General features: G+C 64.0%; 15 protein-coding genes. 3 read left to right on the plus strand and 12 right to left on the minus strand.

Features of this window, described 5'->3' with window-relative positions:
• Nucleotides 1–17: 17 nt before the first annotated feature.
• The 5 genes from CK226_RS09410 to CK226_RS09430 form a co-directional block, all read right to left on the minus strand.
• Nucleotides 18–887 carry a patatin-like phospholipase family protein gene (locus CK226_RS09410; RefSeq protein WP_095791657.1) on the minus strand — a complete coding sequence of 290 codons (870 nt, stop codon included), beginning with the start codon at nucleotides 885–887 and terminating at the stop codon, nucleotides 18–20.
• Nucleotides 884–2,311 (minus strand): pitrilysin family protein, encoded by a 1,428-nt coding sequence (locus CK226_RS09415; RefSeq protein WP_095791658.1) that lies wholly within the window; start codon nucleotides 2,309–2,311, stop codon nucleotides 884–886. The genes CK226_RS09410 and CK226_RS09415 overlap by 4 nt, the downstream gene beginning before the upstream one ends.
• A 107-nt stretch (nucleotides 2,312–2,418) precedes the next feature.
• Nucleotides 2,419–3,807, minus strand: a complete 1,389-nt coding sequence (locus tag CK226_RS09420) for a pitrilysin family protein (RefSeq protein ID WP_095791659.1) — start codon at nucleotides 3,805–3,807, stop codon at nucleotides 2,419–2,421.
• 113 nt (nucleotides 3,808–3,920) lie between these two features.
• Nucleotides 3,921–4,475 carry a 16S rRNA (guanine(966)-N(2))-methyltransferase RsmD gene (gene rsmD, locus CK226_RS09425; RefSeq protein WP_095770540.1) on the minus strand — a complete coding sequence of 185 codons (555 nt, stop codon included), beginning with the start codon at nucleotides 4,473–4,475 and terminating at the stop codon, nucleotides 3,921–3,923.
• Entirely contained in the window at nucleotides 4,472–6,430 is a 1,959-nt protein-coding gene (locus CK226_RS09430) for a pseudouridine synthase (RefSeq protein ID WP_095791660.1), read from the minus strand. The genes rsmD and CK226_RS09430 overlap by 4 nt, the downstream gene beginning before the upstream one ends.
• Nucleotides 6,431–6,610: 180 nt before the next feature.
• Between CK226_RS09430 and CK226_RS09435 the strand changes: the two genes are divergently transcribed.
• On the plus strand, nucleotides 6,611–7,060 hold the full coding sequence (locus CK226_RS09435; RefSeq protein ID WP_095770541.1) for a nucleoside deaminase: 450 nt from the start codon (nucleotides 6,611–6,613) through the stop codon (nucleotides 7,058–7,060).
• Nucleotides 7,061–7,098: 38 nt separating this feature from the next.
• Here CK226_RS09435 and CK226_RS09440 read toward each other — a convergent pair whose 3' ends face one another.
• From CK226_RS09440 to CK226_RS09460, 5 genes are all read right to left on the minus strand, one after another.
• Complete coding sequence (locus tag CK226_RS09440; RefSeq protein ID WP_095791661.1) at nucleotides 7,099–7,776, minus strand: hypothetical protein; 678 nt, start codon at nucleotides 7,774–7,776, stop codon at nucleotides 7,099–7,101.
• Nucleotides 7,777–8,021: 245 nt separating this feature from the next.
• A complete protein-coding gene (gene ileS / locus CK226_RS09445; protein WP_095791662.1) occupies nucleotides 8,022–11,003 on the minus strand; it encodes an isoleucine--tRNA ligase in 2,982 nt (993 codons plus the stop codon).
• Nucleotides 11,004–11,290: 287 nt separating this feature from the next.
• On the minus strand, nucleotides 11,291–12,100 hold the full coding sequence (locus tag CK226_RS09450; protein WP_095770544.1) for a MipA/OmpV family protein: 810 nt from the start codon (nucleotides 12,098–12,100) through the stop codon (nucleotides 11,291–11,293).
• Between the two features lie 130 nt (nucleotides 12,101–12,230).
• Entirely contained in the window at nucleotides 12,231–12,443 is a 213-nt protein-coding gene (locus CK226_RS09455) for a hypothetical protein (RefSeq protein ID WP_095791663.1), read from the minus strand.
• 23 nt (nucleotides 12,444–12,466) lie between these two features.
• Nucleotides 12,467–14,017, minus strand: coding sequence for an acid phosphatase (locus CK226_RS09460; RefSeq protein WP_245437701.1), 1,551 nt, complete (start codon nucleotides 14,015–14,017; stop codon nucleotides 12,467–12,469).
• Between the two features lie 142 nt (nucleotides 14,018–14,159).
• Between CK226_RS09460 and CK226_RS09465 the strand changes: the two genes are divergently transcribed.
• Nucleotides 14,160–14,714, plus strand: coding sequence for an HdeD family acid-resistance protein (locus CK226_RS09465; protein WP_095770547.1), 555 nt, complete (start codon nucleotides 14,160–14,162; stop codon nucleotides 14,712–14,714).
• 79 nt (nucleotides 14,715–14,793) lie between these two features.
• Here CK226_RS09465 and CK226_RS09470 read toward each other — a convergent pair whose 3' ends face one another.
• A complete protein-coding gene (locus tag CK226_RS09470; protein WP_095770912.1) occupies nucleotides 14,794–15,774 on the minus strand; it encodes a bifunctional riboflavin kinase/FAD synthetase in 981 nt (326 codons plus the stop codon).
• A gap of 6 nt (nucleotides 15,775–15,780) precedes the next feature.
• Nucleotides 15,781–16,641, minus strand: a complete 861-nt coding sequence (locus CK226_RS09475) for a TIGR01459 family HAD-type hydrolase (protein ID WP_095791851.1) — start codon at nucleotides 16,639–16,641, stop codon at nucleotides 15,781–15,783.
• A gap of 296 nt (nucleotides 16,642–16,937) precedes the next feature.
• On the opposite strand from CK226_RS09475, the gene CK226_RS09480 reads away from it, so the two are divergent.
• The gene (locus CK226_RS09480; protein WP_095791665.1) at nucleotides 16,938–18,857 is read left to right on the plus strand and encodes a TadE/TadG family type IV pilus assembly protein; all 1,920 of its coding nucleotides are present in this window, start codon (nucleotides 16,938–16,940) and stop codon (nucleotides 18,855–18,857) included.
• Nucleotides 18,858–19,039: the final 182 nt, after the last annotated feature.

Here is a 19,039-nt window from a genome sequence, read left to right on the forward strand (position 1 = left end):
TTGCGGCGTCCCGTCACTCAACCGGCCTTCTTCCCTCGCCCCCCCTTGATGGCAGCGCCATTGCGCGCCTCAACCACCCTCGCCACTTCGCGCTTCAGCTGATCCTTGATGTCCGCCGTCTCGTTCATCAGGGCGTCGATCTTCAGGAAATCGAGCACGCGGTATTTCGAGACCGCTGGGCGGACCAGGATGTCGGGCTGGCACTGTTTCAGCTTGTTGGCGATGATCGACTGCATCATCAGCTGGGTGGCGCCGAACATCAGGTCGACGGAGGTGGGATGCTTGCGGTCGGCTTCTTCCGGCGCGCCGACCACGTCGACGCCGATGATGATGTCGGCGTCGTTCTCGATGAGATCGAACGGCACGGGGTTGTAGATGCCGCCGTCGATCAGCAGCCTGCCGTCGCGCGTCACCGGGCGGAACACGGCGGGGATGGCGGCCGAGGCGGCCAGGGCTGAGTGCAGATCGCCTTCATCGAACACGGCGAGCTTGTGGCCGAAATAATCGGTCGCGGTCACCTTCAGCGGGATTTTCAGCTCGGCGAAGGTTTCGGGAATGGACTCGGGCAGGAACGCCTTCAGGATGCGCTCGACATTGAACTGGCTGACCCGGATGCCATTCTGCATGGCCTCCGCGATCGTGCCAGGCCGCGCGCGCCACATGCGGCTCGCCACTTCGGCGCGGCGGCCGAGGATCGAGCGGGCATAGTCGTGGATCTCCTTGCCGGTCATGCCCGCGGCCATGCCGGCGCCCATGATGGCGCCGATCGACGAGCCGGCGATCGCCACCGGCTTGATGCCGAGTTCGTCCAGCGCCTCGATGACATGGATATGCGCCAGGCCGCGCGCGCCGCCGCCGCCAAAAGCTATGCCGAAAGTTGGGCTCATCCCTTGCCGGCTCCGGCCAGCGGCGGCCCGACCACCATGATGGTCGGCTCGGCCGTCAGCAGCTTTTTGGCCGCCGCCTTGACCTGGTCGAGCGTCACCGCGTTGATGTAACCGGCACGGCGCTGCATGTAGTCGATGCCGAGATCGTCGAGCTGCAATTCGACTAGCGTCGCGGCGATGGAACTCGAAGAGTCCAGATTGGTGATGGCATAAGCGCCGATCAAATATTTCTTGGTCGCCGCCAGTTCAGCCTCGGTCGGACCATCCTCAGCCAACCGCCTGGCGACATCGCGCACGATGCCGAGCGTCTCGGCCGCGCGGTCGGAGCGCGTGCCGGTGGTGACGATCAGCGCATTGGCATGGTCCTGGTTTACCAGCGAGGAATTGACGCTGTAGGCCAGCCCGCGCTTTTCGCGCACCTCCTCGAACAGGCGCGAGGTGAAGGTGCCGCCGCCAAGAATCTCGTTCATCAGCACGGCGGGGAAGAAATCCGCCGACTTGCGCTTCACGCCCGGCCAGGCGAGCTGCAGCGAGGTCTGCGGCAGGTCGTAATTGACCTCGACGCGCTGCGCCAGCTTCGGCTCGACATCGGCGACCGGGGCGAGCGCCTGGGTCTGCGGCAGGTCGCCGAACACCATGTCCAGCTTCTTCTTCAGCGTCTGCGCGTCGATGGCACCGACCACGGCGACATGCAGGCCGCCGCGCGCGAACACCGCCTTGTGCAGGGCCTTCAGATCGGCCTGCGTGATGGCGGCGATGCTCTGCCTGGTGCCCTGGTCGGAGCGCGAATAGGGATGGTCGCCATAGATGGCGCGCGCCCATTTGTTCTGCGCCACGGTGTCGGGATCGTTCTCGTTGGCGATGATGCCGGACAGGATCTGGGCGCGGATGCGGTCGATTGGCGCCTGGTCGAAGCGCGGCTCGTTGACCGCCAGCCGCAACAGATCGAAGGCCTCGTCGCGCTGTTCGGCCAGCATGCGCATGGAGCCATAGACGCCGTCGCGGGTCTCTTCGAAGCTCATCTCGGCGCCGGCATCGTCGAGCCTGACCTGGAAGGCTTCCGAATCGAGGGGGCCGGCGCCCTCGTCGAACAGGCCGGTCATCAGATTGGCGAGGCCCTCCTTGCCCACCGGATCCTGCGTCGAACCGCCGCCGAAGACGAAACGGACGGCGACGATCGGTACGGAATAATCCTCGACCAGCCAGGCGGTGATGCCTTTAGAGGAGGTCACCTGCTGGATGTCCATGGCGCGGGCGGCCAGTGCGGGCAGGATCAGGAAGAGGATGGAGAGGAAGAGGGTTGCGAGGGCGTGCAGGGCCTTCCCCTCTCCCCTTGTGGAAGAAGGTGGATAGGCGCGCAGCGCCGAGACGGTTGAGGGGTCGGTGAAGGATCGCCGTTCCTGCCAAGCTGGAACACCCCTCATCCGACCTCGCTTCGCGAGGCCACCGCCCTGGGGCGAGCCACGGGTCTCACCCGGGCCTTCGGACCGCACGAGGGGAGGGACAGAGACGCGGTGCTGGTTCGTCATCATCAATTCCCCGCCTGTTGCTGCGGCAAGAGATAGCCGGTCGTCGAACGGGACAACACCAGATAGCGCGCGGCGACGGCCTTGACCTCGTCCGCCGTTACCTTGCGGATGCGGTCCGGCCATTGCTGGACATCCTGCACATTGCCGCCGGTGGCCAGCGTCGAGCCATAGATTTCGGCCATGGAGTCCTGCTTGTCGCGGGCAAAGACCATCGACCTGATGTAGCGGTCCTTGGCCTTTTCCAGCTCATCCGGCGTGACGCCGCCGCTGGCGACGCGCGCCACCTCCGCATCGACCGCGGCCTCGACGTCGGCCAGCCTGGCGTCGCCGCGCGGCGCGCCATAGACGGTGAGATTGGTGTCGTCGAGCATGGTGCCCTGGAAATACGCGCCGGCATTGGAAGCGATGCCTTGCTTGACCACCAGCGCCTGGTAGAGCCGACTGCGGTTGCCGCCGCCGAGGATCTCGGCCAGGAGGTCGAGCGCCTCGGCCTCGCCCGGCCTGGCGGTGTGATAGGACGGCACCACCCATTGCGTCGAGAAACTCGGCACGCTGACGCGGGCGTCGGTGAGCGTGACCGTGCGCTTTGTGTTCTGCTCCGGCTCGACCGGGCGGATGCGCGGCGGCAGGTCGGGCCCGCGCGCCACCTTGCCATAGGTCTTTTCGGCCAGCGCCTTGACCGTCTCCGGCTCGACATCGCCGGCCACGATCAGCACCGCGTTGTTGGGCCGGTAGTATTTGTCATAGAAAGCGACGGCGTCGGTACGGTTGAGCTGCTCCATCTCCTGCATCCAGCCGATGACCGGAATGCGATAGGGCTGGTTCTGCCACAGCGTGGCATCGACTTCCTCGTCGAGCACGGCCTGCGGATTGTTGTCGATGCGCGAGCGGCGCTCCTCGAGGATCACATCGCGCTCGGTCTTGATGACGTCATCGGTGAGGATGAGGTTGCGCATGCGGTCGGCCTCGAAGCCCATCATCTGCTCGAGCGCCGAGGGCGCCACCGTCTCGTGGAAAGCGGTGTAGTCGTAGGAGGTGAAGGCGTTGTTGGAGCCGCCAATGTCGGAGACGGCGCGGTCGAACTCGCCGGCGGCGTGATTTGTCGTCGCCTTGAACATCAGATGTTCGAAGAAATGGGCGATGCCGGATTTGCCGGGCGGCTCGTCGGCGCTGCCGATCTTGTACCAGACCATATGGGTAACGATCGGCGCGCGATGGTCGGGAATGACGACCACCTCCATGCCGTTGTCGAGCAGGAAATCCGTCACCTTGAACTCGGCCGGCTTCGTGTTGGGCGGCGCGGCGGTGTCGGCCAGCGTCGGGGCGGTGAGCGTGAAGGCCAGCGAGGTTGCCAGCAGTGTCGTCCGCAGCCATTCAGCCCTGGATGTCATCAATGGCTCCGGTTTTCTCTTCAAGACGATAGGCAAGGTGCTTGCGACAAGCAAAGTGAATTGTTGTTGCCGGCAAAGGCGGCGGCAAAGAGGCCACCGATGAACGCAGGCGATCAGGCGGCTTCGATGAAGCGGATGATGGTTTCGCCGTAGTTGCGCTCGTCCAGCACCGAAAAGTCGGGGCCTGGCTCGAAGGGAACCGCCGCCGCCTCCTCGACCACGCAGAGCGCGCCGGGGCGCAGCCAGCCGCCGGCTTTCGCCGATTGCAGGGCGCGCTCGCCCAGCCCCTTGCCGTAGGGCGGATCGGCGAAGACCAGGCCGAACGGCGCCAGCGTGCCCGCCTCGCCAAGGCCGGTGGCGTCGCGGCGAAAGATCTTGGTGCGCCCGGTCAGGCCGAAGGCCTCGACATTGTCGCGGATCAGGCCGCGGCCTTCGGCCGATTCCTCGATGAAGACGCCGTAGGACGCGCCGCGCGACAACGCCTCCAGACCAAGCGCGCCGGTGCCGGCGAACAGATCCAGCACGCGCGCGCCGTCCAGCTGTTCGGCAAAGCGATGCGCCAGCACATTGAAGACGGCCTCGCGGGTGCGGTCGGTCGTCGGACGGATGGCGCTACCGCGGGGCGTCGCCAGCGGGCGCCCACGAAACTCACCGCCAACGATCCTCATCTTGTGCGGGGACCCTTGGGGCCGCCACGCGGCCGTTCACCGCCAGCCGGACGCTCGCCACGCGGCTTGCCGAAAGGCTTTGCGCCGCCCGGTTTGCCAGCAGGCTTGCCATAGGCCGGCTTGAACGAGGCCTTGCGCGCCTTGGCCTCCGCCGCCTTTGCGGCGTCGGCTTCCGCCCTGCCCTTGCCGATCGGCCGGGCTCCTGGCGCCATCCAGACATTGGCCTTGCGCTGGCCGGGCGGCTCGATCGGCCGCTGCTCGCGCTCGGATTTCTTACCGCCAAAACCACCACGCGGCTTGTCGCCAAAACTGCCACGTGGCTTGTCGCCGAAGCCGCCGCGTTCGGGCCGGGGTCCGCGTTCGCCGAAGCTCTTTTCCGGCCGCTCGCCTCTGTCGGGACTGGTCGACAGTTTGCCCAATGCCTCGTCGCGGCTGCCTTCCCGGCGCTTGCGATTCTTGATCAGCCCGCCCTCGCCGATCGGCCGCCGCTCGCCGTCGCGCGTGAATTTCGGCCGCTCGGGTTCCGCTTCGCGAACTTCGGTGCGCCGCACCGGCTTGTTGGAGAAGGGTTTTGCTATCTCGGCGTCGAAGTTGGCGCCGGATTCCTCCACCAGGCGCTCGCCCAGCTGATCGCGCAGCACCCGGCCCTTGATCTCCAGCACGTGGCCCTCGGGGAGATCCTCGAGCTGGAACGGGCCATAGGAAATGCGGATCAGCCGGGTCACGTCGAGGCCGAGCGCGCCGAGGATGTTCTTCACTTCGCGGTTCTTGCCTTCGCGCAGGCCGATCGTCAGCCAGGCATTGGAGCCCTGCTCGCGGTCGAGGCTGGCTTCGATGGCACCGTAGAAGACGCCGTCGACGGCAATGCCTTCGCGCAGGCCCGCAAGCGCGCTTTCCTCGACCTTGCCGTGGACGCGCACGCGGTAGCGGCGCAGCCAGCCTGTGGCCGGCAGTTCGAGCACGCGCGACAGGCCGCCATCATTGGTGAGCAGCAGCAGGCCTTCGGTGTTGATATCGAGGCGGCCAATGGTCATCAGCCGCGGCAATTCGGCCGGCAGCACGTCGAAGACGGTCTTGCGGCCTTCGGGATCACGGTTGGTGGTGACGACGCCGGCCGGCTTGTGGAACAGGAACAGGCGCGTGCGCTCGATCGGCGGGATCTCCATGCCGTCGAGATGGATGATGTCGCCTGGCATGACGTTGAAGGCCGGCGAAGTCAGGGCGCGGCCGTTGACCTTGACGCGGCCGGCGGCGATCAACTCCTCGGCGTCACGGCGCGAGGCAAGCCCGGCGCGCGCCAGCCGTTTGGCGATGCGTTCGCCGGCCTCTTCCGTGGCCTCCGTCAGACGCGGGCGCGGCTTGAAGCCGGCCGATGCCCCTTGGGGCCGATCGCTGAAATCACGCTTGGGGCGGTCACCGCCAAAGTCGCGCTTGGGACGGTCGGCAAAGTCGCGCTTCGGGCGATCGCCGAAATCACGCTTGGGACGGTCGAAACGCTTTTCGCCGCCCTCCGCCGACGCGGCAACCGGACGGTCGCCGCGCGGCGCATAGGGTTTGCGCGGCCCTTCGCGCTTTTCATACGGCTTGCGTTCGCCTTCGGCTGCCATTGGCCTGTCGCCACGCGGCGCATAGGGTTTGCGTGGCCCTTCGCGCTTCTCATACGGCTTGCGTTCGCCTTCGGCTGCCATTGGCCTGTCGCCACGCGGCGCGTAGGGCTTGCGTGGCCCTTCGCGCTTCTCATAGGGCTTGCCCGCGGCGCGTGGCCCCTTGCTGAATGGCTTGTCGCCGCCCTTGAAGTCGCGCTTCGGCCGTTCGCCCTCGGCGGCCATCGGCCGATCGCCGCGCGGCGCATAGGGTTTCTTGGCGCCGAAGGATGGCTTCCTGTCGCCTCGCGGAGCCGCAGGTTTCTTGCCCGGGCCTTTTTGGCGCGGAGATTTCTTGTCGTTGTCGTCCATGTGGCCTTTGTCCGTTTGCGCTGCTACAGCGTGGCGCATCCTTTCGGGCGCGCAACGAACGCTGTAGCACTTTGATTTGGCGCATGATCTTTTCCGAAAATCGAGTCCGATTTTCGGGTTGATGCGCTCCATAACAGGATCACGCCTGAGTGGCGAGGAGATAATCGGAATGGAAACCGCGTGAAGCGGCCGGATTTCATGGCGGTGGCGCTCAAGGAGGCCGAGGCGGCAGCCTTGCGTGGCGAAGTGCCGGTCGGCGCCGTCATCGCCAACGGCGGCACGGTCGTTGCGAAAGCCGGCAACCGCACCCGCGAGCTTGCCGACCCGACGGCGCATGCCGAGATGCTTGTCATTCGCGAAGCCTGCGGGAAACTCTCAAGCGAGCGGCTGACCGGCCACGATCTCTATGTGACGCTGGAACCTTGCGCCATGTGCGCCGGCGCCATCTCCTTCGCCAGGCTACGCCGTGTCTACTTCGGCGCCGCCGACGAAAAGGGCGGCGCGGTGGTCAATGGAGTACGCTTCTTCGCCTCGCCGACCTGCCACCACACGCCCGACATCTATCCGGGCATGGGCGAGACGGAGGCTGCGCTGCTGCTGAAGGATTTTTTCAAGGAACGTCGCGACTGAACCGCGATGTGCCGCCCGAAAGGGCAGCGCGGGCGTTCTTACAGGGACGGCAACCAGTCGAACCAGCCGGACTTCTTGCCTTCCGCCTCCTTCTTCAGGCGGCGTTCCTTCTTGTATTCGTCCTCGCCGAGTTCGTTCTGCGGCGCCGTGCCGGCCGCGACGCGATAGGCCAATGGCGGCTCGCTCAGATATCTGCGGGTGTTGGGGTCGCCCTGCTTGCTCGCGGCAAGACGACGCTGGATCTCGGCGGCGCGGCCCTTGTCGGAATCAGCGGGTGTCCAGGCCGGCGGGTGGCTGGAGCCTGAATCCGCCATCGCCTTCTTGACCGAGGCCGGATCGGTCTGCACGTCGTCGACGACCTCAGCCTGATAGCCCGGATCATTTTGATGGGCGGTGGCGTCGGCGCGCAGGCGCGCGCGGCGCTGTTCAGGCGATTCGGGCCATTCGGCGCTTGCCGTCTGGATGCTTTCCTGCGGTGCGGGCAGCGCTTCCTTCTGTCCGGGAGCGGGCTTCACCAAGGTGGGGCGCGGCTTGTAGTCGATCGGATCCTTGCGCTTCGGCGCGAAGGAAACGGCGCCCGAGAGATCGCCGGCCAGCTGTTCGGCAGCGGTCTTGTCGGTGCCATAGGTCGGAGAGCCCATGCAGCCGGATAGAGCGAGGCCCGATGCGACAAACGGCGCCAGCAGCGCAAGGCGCGCCTTATATCTCTCGGTCATGCCAAAAAGTCCCACTCTAGACAGCCTCTCGATCGCCACCGGTCCTGTGACCGGTCCCCATCGTCCAAGCACTTGCGACGGAAATCCGGCGACAATTTGTCTTCCGGAGTTTCGCGTGTTTACCTCAACCGCTCTTTAAGGGCAACGCACGGGCGGATTTGCACCGCCCGGCGTGGCATTTGTGCACTGTTGATCGGGTGCACGTCGTTTCCCAGAACCGCGGCACGCTCTTCGGCGACGTCGACCTAAACCCGACCGAGCGCCTTCAGCTCATGCAGAACGGCGGCATCTCGTGCGGAGACATCGGGAAATGCGGGATCCTGCCCGACATCGGCCGTGTAACGCCAGGAACGCGCGCATTTGGTGAGGCCGCGGTCCTCGGCTTTCTCGACCACTACGGCGACGCCCTTGACATCGTCGAGGGTGAAGGCGCCTTCAGGCGCCTGGCCATGGGCAATGACGAGGTCGCTGGTGATCGCCATCTCGGCCATGTCGACGTCCGATATCGCCGCTTCGAGCGCTGCGTCGTTGATGGTGACGACCGGCACCGCTTCCAGCGAGGAGCCGATCACCTTCTGGGCACGCGCGATCTCGAGCGCGCCGGTGACGACGCGGCGCACCTGCCGCACCTTGCGCCACTTTTCCGCCAGCGCTTCGTTCTTCCAATCCGCCGGGATTTCCGGGAACTGGTCCAGATGCAGCGAAACGGCATCGGGATGACGGTCGAGCCAGGCCTCTTCCATGGTGAAGGGCAGCATCGGCGCCAGCCATTTCACCAGGCAGTCGAAAAGATGGCGCACCACCTGCACCGAGGCCTTGCGCTTCACGCTCGACGGTGCGTCGCAGTAGAGCGCGTCCTTGCGGATGTCGAAATAGAAGGCCGACAGCTCGACCACCATGAAATCGACGAGCGCGCGGGTGATGCGCTTGAACTCGAAGGCGTCGTAGCCCTGGCGCACCACCTCGTCGAGCTCGGCCAGCCGATGCAGCATCAGCCGTTCCAGCTCCGGCATCGCTTCCAGCGGTACGGTCTCGCCATCGTCATGCGCGAGCGTGCCCAGCATCCAGCGGATGGTGTTGCGCAGCTTGCGGTAGGCGTCGATATTGGTCTGCAGCACGTTCTTGCCGAGCCGCTGGTCTTCCCAATAATCCGTCGTCACCACCCACAGGCGCAGGATATCGGCACCGGATTGCTTGATGACGTCCTGCGGCACCACCGTGTTGCCGAGCGATTTCGACATCTTGCGTCCGTCCTCATCCATGGTGAAGCCATGGGTGACGACGGTGTCGTAAGGCGCCCTGCCCCTGGTGCCGCAGCTTTCGAGCAGCGAGGAGTGGAACCAGCCGCGATGCTGGTCGGACCCTTCGAGATAGACGTCGGCCGGCCATTTCAGGTCTGGGCGATCCTCCAGCGTAAAGACATGCGTCGAGCCCGAATCGAACCAGACGTCGAGGATGTCCATCACCTGCTTCCATTTGGACGCATCGTGGTTGCCGAGGAAGCGTTCCTTGGCGCCGGCGGCGAACCAGGCGTCGGCGCCCTCTTCCTCGAAGGCGTCCATGATGCGCTGGTTGACCGCCGCGTCCTTCAGCACGTTGCCGTCCTCATCGGCGAAAACGGCGATCGGCACGCCCCAGGCGCGCTGACGCGACAACACCCAGTCGGGGCGCTCCTCGATCATGGCGCGGATGCGGTTCTGGCCGGCAGCCGGCACAAAGCGCGTGTCGTCGATGGCCTTCAGGGCGCGGCTGCGCAGTGTCGTGCCGTCGCCGAGGTCCTTGTCCATGTAGACGAACCATTGCGGCGTGTTGCGGAAGATCACCGGCTTCTTCGACCGCCAGGAATGCGGGTAGCTGTGCTTCAGGCGGCCGCGCGCGAAGAGCGCGTTGCGCTTGATCAGCTCGTCGATGACAGCCTGGTTGGCGTTGCCCTTCTTGCCATTGTCGTCAATGACACGCGCGGCTCCACCCTCGCGATCCGGGCCGAAGCCTGGCGCGTCCCTGGTGAAGAAGCCGGCATCGTCGACCGTGAAGGGGATCACCGTGTCGATGCCACGTGCCCGCAGCTGCGGCGCGGCGTCCATCCAGGCGTCAAAATCCTCGCGGCCATGGCCAGGCGCGGTGTGGACGAAGCCGGTGCCGGCATCGTCGGTCACATGATCGCCCGCAACCATCGGCACGGGGAACTCGTAACCGCCACCGAGACCCTTGAATGGGTGTGAAAGCACTAGGTTTCCAAGTTGTTCGGTGCTGACGCCGTGAAGGCGCTTCAAGGTGACCTTTGCCTTGGCCTGGCTTTCCTCGGCCAGCGCGTCGGCGAAGATCAGCTTCTCACCCGGCTGCGGGCCAAAGGCATTCTCGGCCGCCGTCACTTCATAGAGCCCGTAGGCGACGCGCGGCGAATAGCTGACGGCGCGGTTGCCCGGGATGGTCCACGGCGTCGTCGTCCAGATGACGACATGGGCGTCCAGCAAATCCAGCGACCGCCCGCTCAGGTCCGGATTGAGTTCCGCCGGCTGCCCGTCCACGATATTGGCGACGACAAGATTGGCGACCGGAAACTTCGCCCAGATCGTGTCTGACTCATAATCCTGGTACTCGATTTCGGCCTCGGCCAATGCGGTGCGCTCGACGACGCTCCACATCACCGGCTTCGAGCCGCGATAGAGCTGACCCGACATGGCGAATTTCAGCAATTCGCCGGCGATGCGCGACTCGGCATGGAAAGCCATCGTCGTATAGGGATTCTTGAAGTCGCCGATGACGCCAAGCCGCTGGAACTCACCGCCCTGCACCGTGATCCAGTGCGCCGCGAACTCACGGCATTCCTTGCGGAACTCGTTGACCGGCACCTCGTCCTTGTTCTTGCCCTTGGCGCGATACTGCTCCTCGATCTTCCACTCGATCGGCAGGCCGTGGCAGTCCCAGCCAGGCACATAGTTCGAATCGTAGCCGCGCATCTGGAACGAGCGGGTGATGACGTCCTTGAGGATCTTGTTCAGCGCATGGCCGATATGGATATTGCCGTTGGCGTAGGGCGGACCGTCATGCAGCACATATTTCGTACGGCCGGCGGCACTCTCGCGCAGCTTGGCGTAGAGGTCCATGTCCTGCCAGCGCTTGACCAGCACCGGCTCCTTCTCGGGCAAGCCGGCGCGCATCGGGAAATCCGTCTGCGGCAAATAAAGCGTCTTGGAATAGTCGATCGTTTCAACAGTGTCGGTCATTGATCTGCCATCTGCGTAGCCCGTCGGCACAAAGCCCGGGCGTTGAGGTCTTTGATTGGCGCATATCGTTTTCCCAAAACCGGATCCCACCTTTGGGCGATATGCGTCGATGTTCTGAAAAAGCGCGAGGGCGCGCGCGAAACTCCCGGCGGTTCCGGCGGCGCTCAGGCCACCCGGAACACCGGGCCAGTAATTCGTATCGCGATCGCGAAAAGGCGCGAAAAGCTCATCATGGCGTGGCTTTTAGCGGAGATGGACGCAGGAATAAAGCGTCTCGTTCAATTCGCCTACATCTTGAAGTCGAAGCGATAGGTGGTCGACACACCGACCATGAACTGGTTGCGGTCGCCGCGCTCCCTGACCAGGCTGGAATCGGCTGCCGGCCCCTCCAGGCGCGAATATTCGCCGAACAGGCTGGCGGTCATCGGATCGGTCACCTTCCAGGTCACCGCGCCGCCGAGGCCGACGGATTTCAGTCCGCCACCGGGATTGTACTGGCTCAGGCCGGAGGCCACCGCCTCCTGCGCATTGACGCCATAGTAGGCGTCGAAATAGTTCGCCGAAGCAAAGGACACGCGCGGGCCGCCCGAAATCCTGACGGTTGGCGTCACATCGTAGAAAGCGTCGGCGGCGATATCGGCGACAAAGCCGTTATGGGCACGGATGCCGTGGCGCAATTCGGCGCGCGCGCGCATCCAGTCCGTCGGATAGAATTCGAAGAAGCCGCCGACTTCGCCGCCCCAGCGCACCGGATCGAGACCCTTGAGCTCGTCGGCATCGCTGTCATCGCGCGAGAACAGGAACTTGCCGGTCAGGCCGGCGCGAACGCCGCCATCATCGACCAGCGCCAGCGAAATATTGTCGTTGCGCGAGGTGAAGCGAGCCTGGGGACCGGCCTTGCCCAGGGAGATGATGGGCTGGGCGCTGAGCATGTATTTCTTGCCGCCCTCGAAATTCGGCGCGACCATGCCCGTGGCGCCAACCGTCAGGTACCAGTCGCCGGACAGCCAGCCGAAAGGGCCGTCGCCGGCCTCGGCCGCGGAAGCGCCCAGCAAGGAGGCGGTCAGAAGCAGCGGAATCGCCCGGACAATACGCATCGATACCCCATACGCGAAACACGCCGGAACAAACACCCGGCATCGCTCAAGCCATGGCGCCAGTTCGGTAAAATTTGACTTAACATCGGTAACAGTTGAGTCGGCCAACTTAGTGTCCGGCCGCGCCGGATCAGGCGCGGCGCGGCGCGGTCGGCAGGTCCAGCAGCCCTCTCACGGCCTTGCTGCCCTTGCCGGCAGTGCGCGCCGATCCGTCGTCACCCACCTCCACCGTTGCACCGTTGGCAAAGCTTAGCGACCAGCCGTCGCCCTTGGCGTTACGGCGGCGGTCGGTAAGCTCGATGCCGGCAGCGGTGACAAGGGCGACGATCCCGTCAGCGTTCATCGTTTTCCTACGGACACGGGCCTTCAATTGAGGTCGAGCCCGGCGGTAAGATCGCCGAGCTGCGGTTCGCCGTGCCCGGCGACGGCCCGGTCGCGAACCACGATGCCGTGCAGCACCGGCAGTTCGAAGCGCTCGGTGATGAAGCGCAGGATCGAAGTCGTGTCATAGGGCGTCTGATCGACATAGCCGTGCTTGGCGAAGGGCGAAACGATGATGGCGGGGACGCGTGTGCCCGGCCCCCAGCGGTCGCCCTTGGGCGGAGGGACGTGATCCCAGATGCCGCCATTCTCGTCATAGGTGACGACGACCAGCATATGCGGCCATTGCGGGCTTTTCTCCAGATGGGCGACGACGTCGGCGACATGGCGATCTCCAGCCTCGATGTCGGCATAGCCGGAATGCTCGTTGAGATTGCCCTGCGGCTTGTAGAAGGAGACCTGTGGCAGGGCGCCGTCGTCGATCGCCTGGATGAAGCTAACGCCGCCCAGCCCACCGTCGCGCAAATGTTCGCGCCTGGCTTCGGTGCCCGGCGCGTAATTGGCATAATAGTTGAACGGTTGGTGGTGATACTGGAAATTCGGAACCGGCGAGTTGTTGCCGTGGTCGAGCGTGTACTGCCAGGCGCCCGAATACCATGCCCAGGTGATGTGCTTGAGGCTAAGCATGTCGCCGATGGTCGGCTCCGTCTGGGGCGGCAGCGTGGTGGGCTTGGCCGGATCCGCGAGGAGCGGATCGCCGCCAGGCGTCGGATCGTTGCCGCTTGGTTGGTAAGGCGGCTGCATCGTGTTCACTGCGTGGAAGTCCGGCGTCAGATTGCCATCGGAGACAAATTTCGGAATGCCGTCGCGCGCCGATTTCGGCGAATTGTCGGCGATCTTCAGCGCTGTGCCGCTCTCATCCGTCACCGAAATCGACGGTTTGGCCGGGCTCTTGTCGGCATCGGCGTAGTAGGGCGCGCAAGCGCAGATCAGCCATTGGTGGTTGAAAAACGAGCCGCCGAACCCACCCATGAAGAAATGATCGGCCAGCACGTATTTCTGCGCGATCGCCCACATGTCGGTCTTGGAAGCGTCCCAGTTGCTCATCGGCATGGCGCCTGAATCGGCCCAGGCAACGAACATGTCGTTCTTGCCGCCGTTGATCTGCATCTGGTTCTGGTAGTAGCGATGCCAGAGATCGTGCGTTGTGACGCTGAGCGGCACGTTGAAACCCTTCGCGTCGTTCACGGTGAACGGCGCGTTTGGAAGGTGCTCGGTCATCGCCTGCGTCACCGGCGGCGTGACGCCCTTGGCGGTCAGCCCGTCCCACACCGGCGGCAGTTCGGACAGCACCGAGCCGTCACGGTCGCGCTGCTGCAAGCTTTCCTGGCTGGCTTTGTCGATGCCTTCGGCACCGGGAAAATGGCCATAGAGATTGTCGAAGGCGCGGTTCTCGGCGAAGATGACGACCACCGTTTCTATCTTGGTGATGCCATCCGGCGGATCGCCGGGCTGCGCTGCGAATGCGGAAGCCGCATTGGCAGCGAACAGGGCGAGAGTTGAGGAAAACAGGGCGAGCCCATGGGATCGCTTCATTGTCACACCTCCCTGAGGCAAAGCGGGATGACACCAGCTTCGCCGCGCGTTTGCAATAGCCACCGCGCTGGACGGGTAGTGCCATTGGGATTACCTTCCTTCAACCGCAGGATGCGCGGCCAGATGTGGAGGGAGATGTATCATGACCTTGCACGGCGATACTCTGAAGAAAGCGATCGGCCAGACGCGGGAAAAATGGGGATGGTTTGTCGGCCTGGGCGTGGTGCTGCTGATCCTCGGCGGCATTGCTTTCGGCAATCTGTTCATCGCCACCGTGGCTTCCGTCTATGTCGTCGGCTGGCTGATGCTGGTGGCCGGCATCATCGAGATCATGCATGCTTTCGGGGTCAAGACCTGGAGCCGCTTCTTCTACTGGCTGCTCAGCGGGCTGCTTTACGCGGTCGCCGGATTTTTCGCCTTCGACAATCCGCTGCTGGCCTCGGCGGTGCTGACCTTCCTGCTGGCCGTCGCGCTCGTCGCCTCCGGCGCGCTGCGAGCCTGGGTCGGCTACAGCCACCGTCCGGAACAGGGTTGGGGCTGGATCGTCGCGGCAGGCCTCATCAGCGTGCTTGCCGGCCTGATCATCGCCATGGGTTGGCCGGTCAACAGCCTGTGGGTGCTCGGACTGTTCCTGGCGATCGACCTGATCTTCCAGGGCTGGACCTTCATCGCGGTCGGCCTGGCGCTGAAAAAGTAGAGTCTTGCCGAGCATGATCTCTGGGCAAGCGGAAACCGTTTGTCCGATAAAACCGGTATCCGCTTTTCGGGATCATGCCTTAGAACGCAATGGCCGCGTCGAGCTGTGAAAGCGGCTTGACGCCGGCAAGCAGCGCCCGGGCCTCGGCTTCATCGCGCTTCATCTGCACCACCAATGCATCGAGGCCGTCGAATTTGATCTCGCTGCGCAGGAAGCCGAAGAATGAGACCTCGCAGGTCTCGCCGTAGAGATCGCCGGAAAAATCGAAGACGAAGGTTTCCAGAAGCGGTGCGCCATTGTCGTCGACGGTCGGGCGGCGGCCGAAGCTGGCGACGCCGTCATGCAGCGTGCCGTCGGCGCGGCGGAAGCGGACGGCATAAATCCCTTCCTTCAGGGTCGCTTCCGGTGAAAGCCTCATATTGGCGGTGGGAAAGCCCAGCGTGCGGCCGAGTTGCTGCCCGCCGATCACTTCGGCCTCGACCGTGAAGCGATAGCCGAGCAGACCGGCGGCCTCGACTACCTCGCCCTCGCAGAGCAGGGCCCGGATCCGGCTCGACGAAACCACCTCGGCGCCCTCGTCGCGAAAAGCGTCGACCAGCGTGACGCCAAAGCCATGGCGTTCGCCGGCTGCCATCAGATAGGCCGGTCCGCCCTGGCGGTCCTTGCCGAAATGGAAATCGAAACCAGTCACGGCGTGGGTGATGCCGAGCGTCCTCTCCAGCACGTCGGTGACGAAAGCTTCCGCCGACAGCGAAGCGAAGTCGCGCGTGAACGGCTGCTCGACGAGCGCGGCAAAACCCAGCAAGGACAAGAGCCGCGCCTTCATCGGCGGCGGCGTCAGCACGAACAGCGGCATGTCGGGCCTGAACACCTTTCGCGGGTGCGGTTCGAAGCTCAGCACCAAGGCCGGCACATCACGCCGCAGAGCCTCGGCCAACGCCCGTTCGAGCACCGCTTGATGACCACGGTGGACGCCATCGAAATTGCCGATCGCGACAACGCCGCCACGCAGATCGGCGGGCAGCGGCGCGGTCGCGGTGAGATGCTGGAAGCCTACCATCGCCACCTACTGCAGTCTGACCATGACGGCCACCGGACGATAGCCGTGCCGCTCCAGAAAGAGCCCGAGCTTGGCCGGATCCGGCCGGGATGCATTGCCATAGTCGCGGGCGTGGATGCCGCCGGAGACATAGAGAACGTCGAAACCATTGTCGGCCGCGCCCTTCACATCGGTCATCATCCCGTCGCCGATGGCCAATACCCGAGAACGCTCGACCGGCCGGCCAAGCACCTCGGCCACCTCCTTCATCGCCAGGTCGTAGATCGGCGCATAGGGCTTTCCCGCAATCAGCGTACGGCCGCCGAGCTGGGCATAGTCGCGCGCCAGCGCGCCGGCGCACCAGATGATGCGTTCGCCGCGCTCCACCATGATATCGGGATTGGCGCAGATGAATGGCAGGTTCCTGGCACGCAATCGCCGCAGAAGGTCGATATAATCCTGAGGCTTCTCGACCTCGTCATCGAACAGCCCGGTGCATACGACGCCGGTGGCCTCGAATTCCTCGACGAGGTCGACATCGAGGCCGTCATAGAGGGTCAGATCGCGGTCGGCGCCGATATGGAAGATCTTGCGAGGGCCTTCCGCGATCAGGTCGCGGGTCACGTCGCCCGAGGTCACCACACGGTCGTAAGCTGACGGCGGAACGCCGATCACACTCATCTGGGCCACGACATCGGCGCTGCGGCGGGGCGAATTGGTGATGAGAACAACGGGAATGCCGGCTGCCCTTGCCCTGGCCAGCGCCACCGCGGCCGCCGGGAAATGCCATTCGCCATTGTGCACCACGCCCCAGACATCGCAAAGAATTGCCGAATAGGCTTTTGAGACGTCTTCGAGCGAGCCGACGATGTCAGGCGAATCCGCCATGCCGTTTCCTTCAATATGGGCGTTGCGAGTGCCGCGGCCGACGGTTCGCCGCAGCGGTTTCGAATTATCCGAACCGATCCATGCTGTCACCAGCTTTCACCTGGAGATCGACGCGAAGGCGCCCCTATGCGCGCAAACGGCGCTATCTGTTGGCGCCCGAGCCACCACTGGACAGCGTTTGGTTAACGCGCGTTGAAAGGGCGGCTCGACCTGGCAGGTATTACGGCAACGTGAAATTTAACGATTTATGACACGATCCCCACCGATTATCGATTTGGTGGGGGAATTTTGAAGCAATGATCCGGAGATTCGGAAGCGATCGGCGTGGCAATTACGCGCTCATGACCGTCGTCGCCATGGTACCGCTCATGGGTGGCCTGGCAATCGGCGTCGACTATACGGAAATGACGCGGCAGCGACAAACCACCTTGAACGCGCTGGACGCTGCCGGCGTCGCCACTGCCCAGCAGATCGTTGCCGGCGCCAGCGATGCCGATGCCAAGGCCTACGCCAAGAATTTCTTCGAAGCCAATCTCGCACATGTCGATCCGGCCAACACCATGCTGGCCGTGACGCTGCCCAACAATAATACCGGCGGCGGCACCTTGAAGCTCTGTAGCACCTTGACCTACAAGCCCTACTTCCTGCCAACGGCAAAAATGCTGATAGGCGGAAGCGCCGCCAACAGCGACATCAGCTTCGATGCCTGCTCGGAAGTCCGCCTGAAGAATACGCTGGAAGTATCGCTGGTGCTCGACAATTCCGGCTCGATGACGGAACTCGGCCACGGGTCCAACAAGGTGCGGTTCGATCTCCTCAAGAGTGCCGCGAAGCAGCTGGTCGACCAGTTGGCCGGCCAGGCGCAGATGATGAAGCAGGTTACCAAACCGGTCCAGTTCAGCCTGGTTCCCTTCGCCGCCTCGGTCAATGTCGGCTCGGGCAATGCCTCGGCGGCATGGATGGACACGACCGGCATCTCGCCGATCCATCATGAGAATTTCGACTGGACGACCATGAGCTCTTCCTATTCGTCCGCCAAATATGCCCAGAACATCGCCGGCGTCTGGTATGCGAAAGGCAATGGTTGGGACGCAACCCAGAAAGACCTGCCGTTGACACGGTTTTCGCTCTACAAGCAGATGAAACGGGTTTCGGCGTGCAGTTCGAAGAACTGGGACGGCAGTTGCGCTTCGAACGCGACATATACCTATGACACCGTCGCCAACTGGGGCGGTTGCGTCGAGTCCCGTCCCTACCCCTACAATATCCAGGATACGCCAGCTTCGACCGGAACGCCCGCAACCCTGTTCGTGCCGATGTTCGCACCTGATGAAACCGACCTCACCGACACCAGCAGCCGTCCCGCCAACAACAATTGGCGTACCGACACCACGCCCGGCAACAGCACCAGCGCGGAACGTCAGCGCTACATGCCGAAATATTTCGCCTCTCCGGGCAACACGGTTACGCCGGCCTATGGCATGGATGCCGGCCCCAATACGAGCTGCAGCACCACGGCGATCACGCCGCTGACCGATGTTTCCACGACAGCCGGCGCGACGTCGGTGAAGGCGGCTGTGGACGCCATGGCCGCCGACGGCGCCACCAATGTGCCGGAAGGCATGGCCTGGGGCTGGCGAACCCTTTCCAGCACCGCTCCCTTCACCGATGGGCGGCCCGAGACGGAACGAGGCAACGACAAGGTTCTGATCGTCCTAACCGATGGTGCGAACACCTATTACACACCAACTTCGGTGACGGCCCAGACCTACTCAGGAACCAATTGGGCCTATGGCGGCAACGACCTGGCGGGCAGCAAAGCGATCTATTCGTCGCTCGGCTATATCTTGCCTTTCAGCAGCGGTTACACATATGGCCGGCTGTTCCTCGGTACCAGCAGCAGCATAAGCAAGACAGACTATTCCAATTCGAACTACAGCAAGGCGATGAACGAGCATTTCACCACGCTTTGCAACAACGCAAAGACGGCTGGCGTCATGGTCATGACGATCGCGCTCGACCTGGATTCTAGCAATACGGCGGAAAAAACACAGATGGATGCGCTGAAGGCCTGTTCGTCGGATTCCCGCTTCAGCAAGGATCCGACCGATCCGAGCAAGCCGATGAAACTGTTCTGGAATTCGACCGGAGCGACACTCTCCGACGATTTCAAGGCGATCGGCAACGAACTGTCCAACCTGCGCATCGTCAGCTGATCGCCAGGCCGCGAACGCCCTCCCCGACGGGCGTTCGCCTTAGATCGGATCGGGGCCGCAGGCCTGCATTGGTTAGCGGTTGGTGAAGCGCCGACCAAGCAATAGAGCGGTTTCCCAAATCCGTCCTTCAGCGTTTTGTGAAAAGCTGGCGTCAATCGAGAATCCGCAGGCGGGGGCCGCTG

The sequence above is a fragment of the Mesorhizobium sp. WSM4311 genome (assembly GCF_002295115.1).
Classification (GTDB): Bacteria; Pseudomonadota; Alphaproteobacteria; order Rhizobiales; family Rhizobiaceae; genus Mesorhizobium.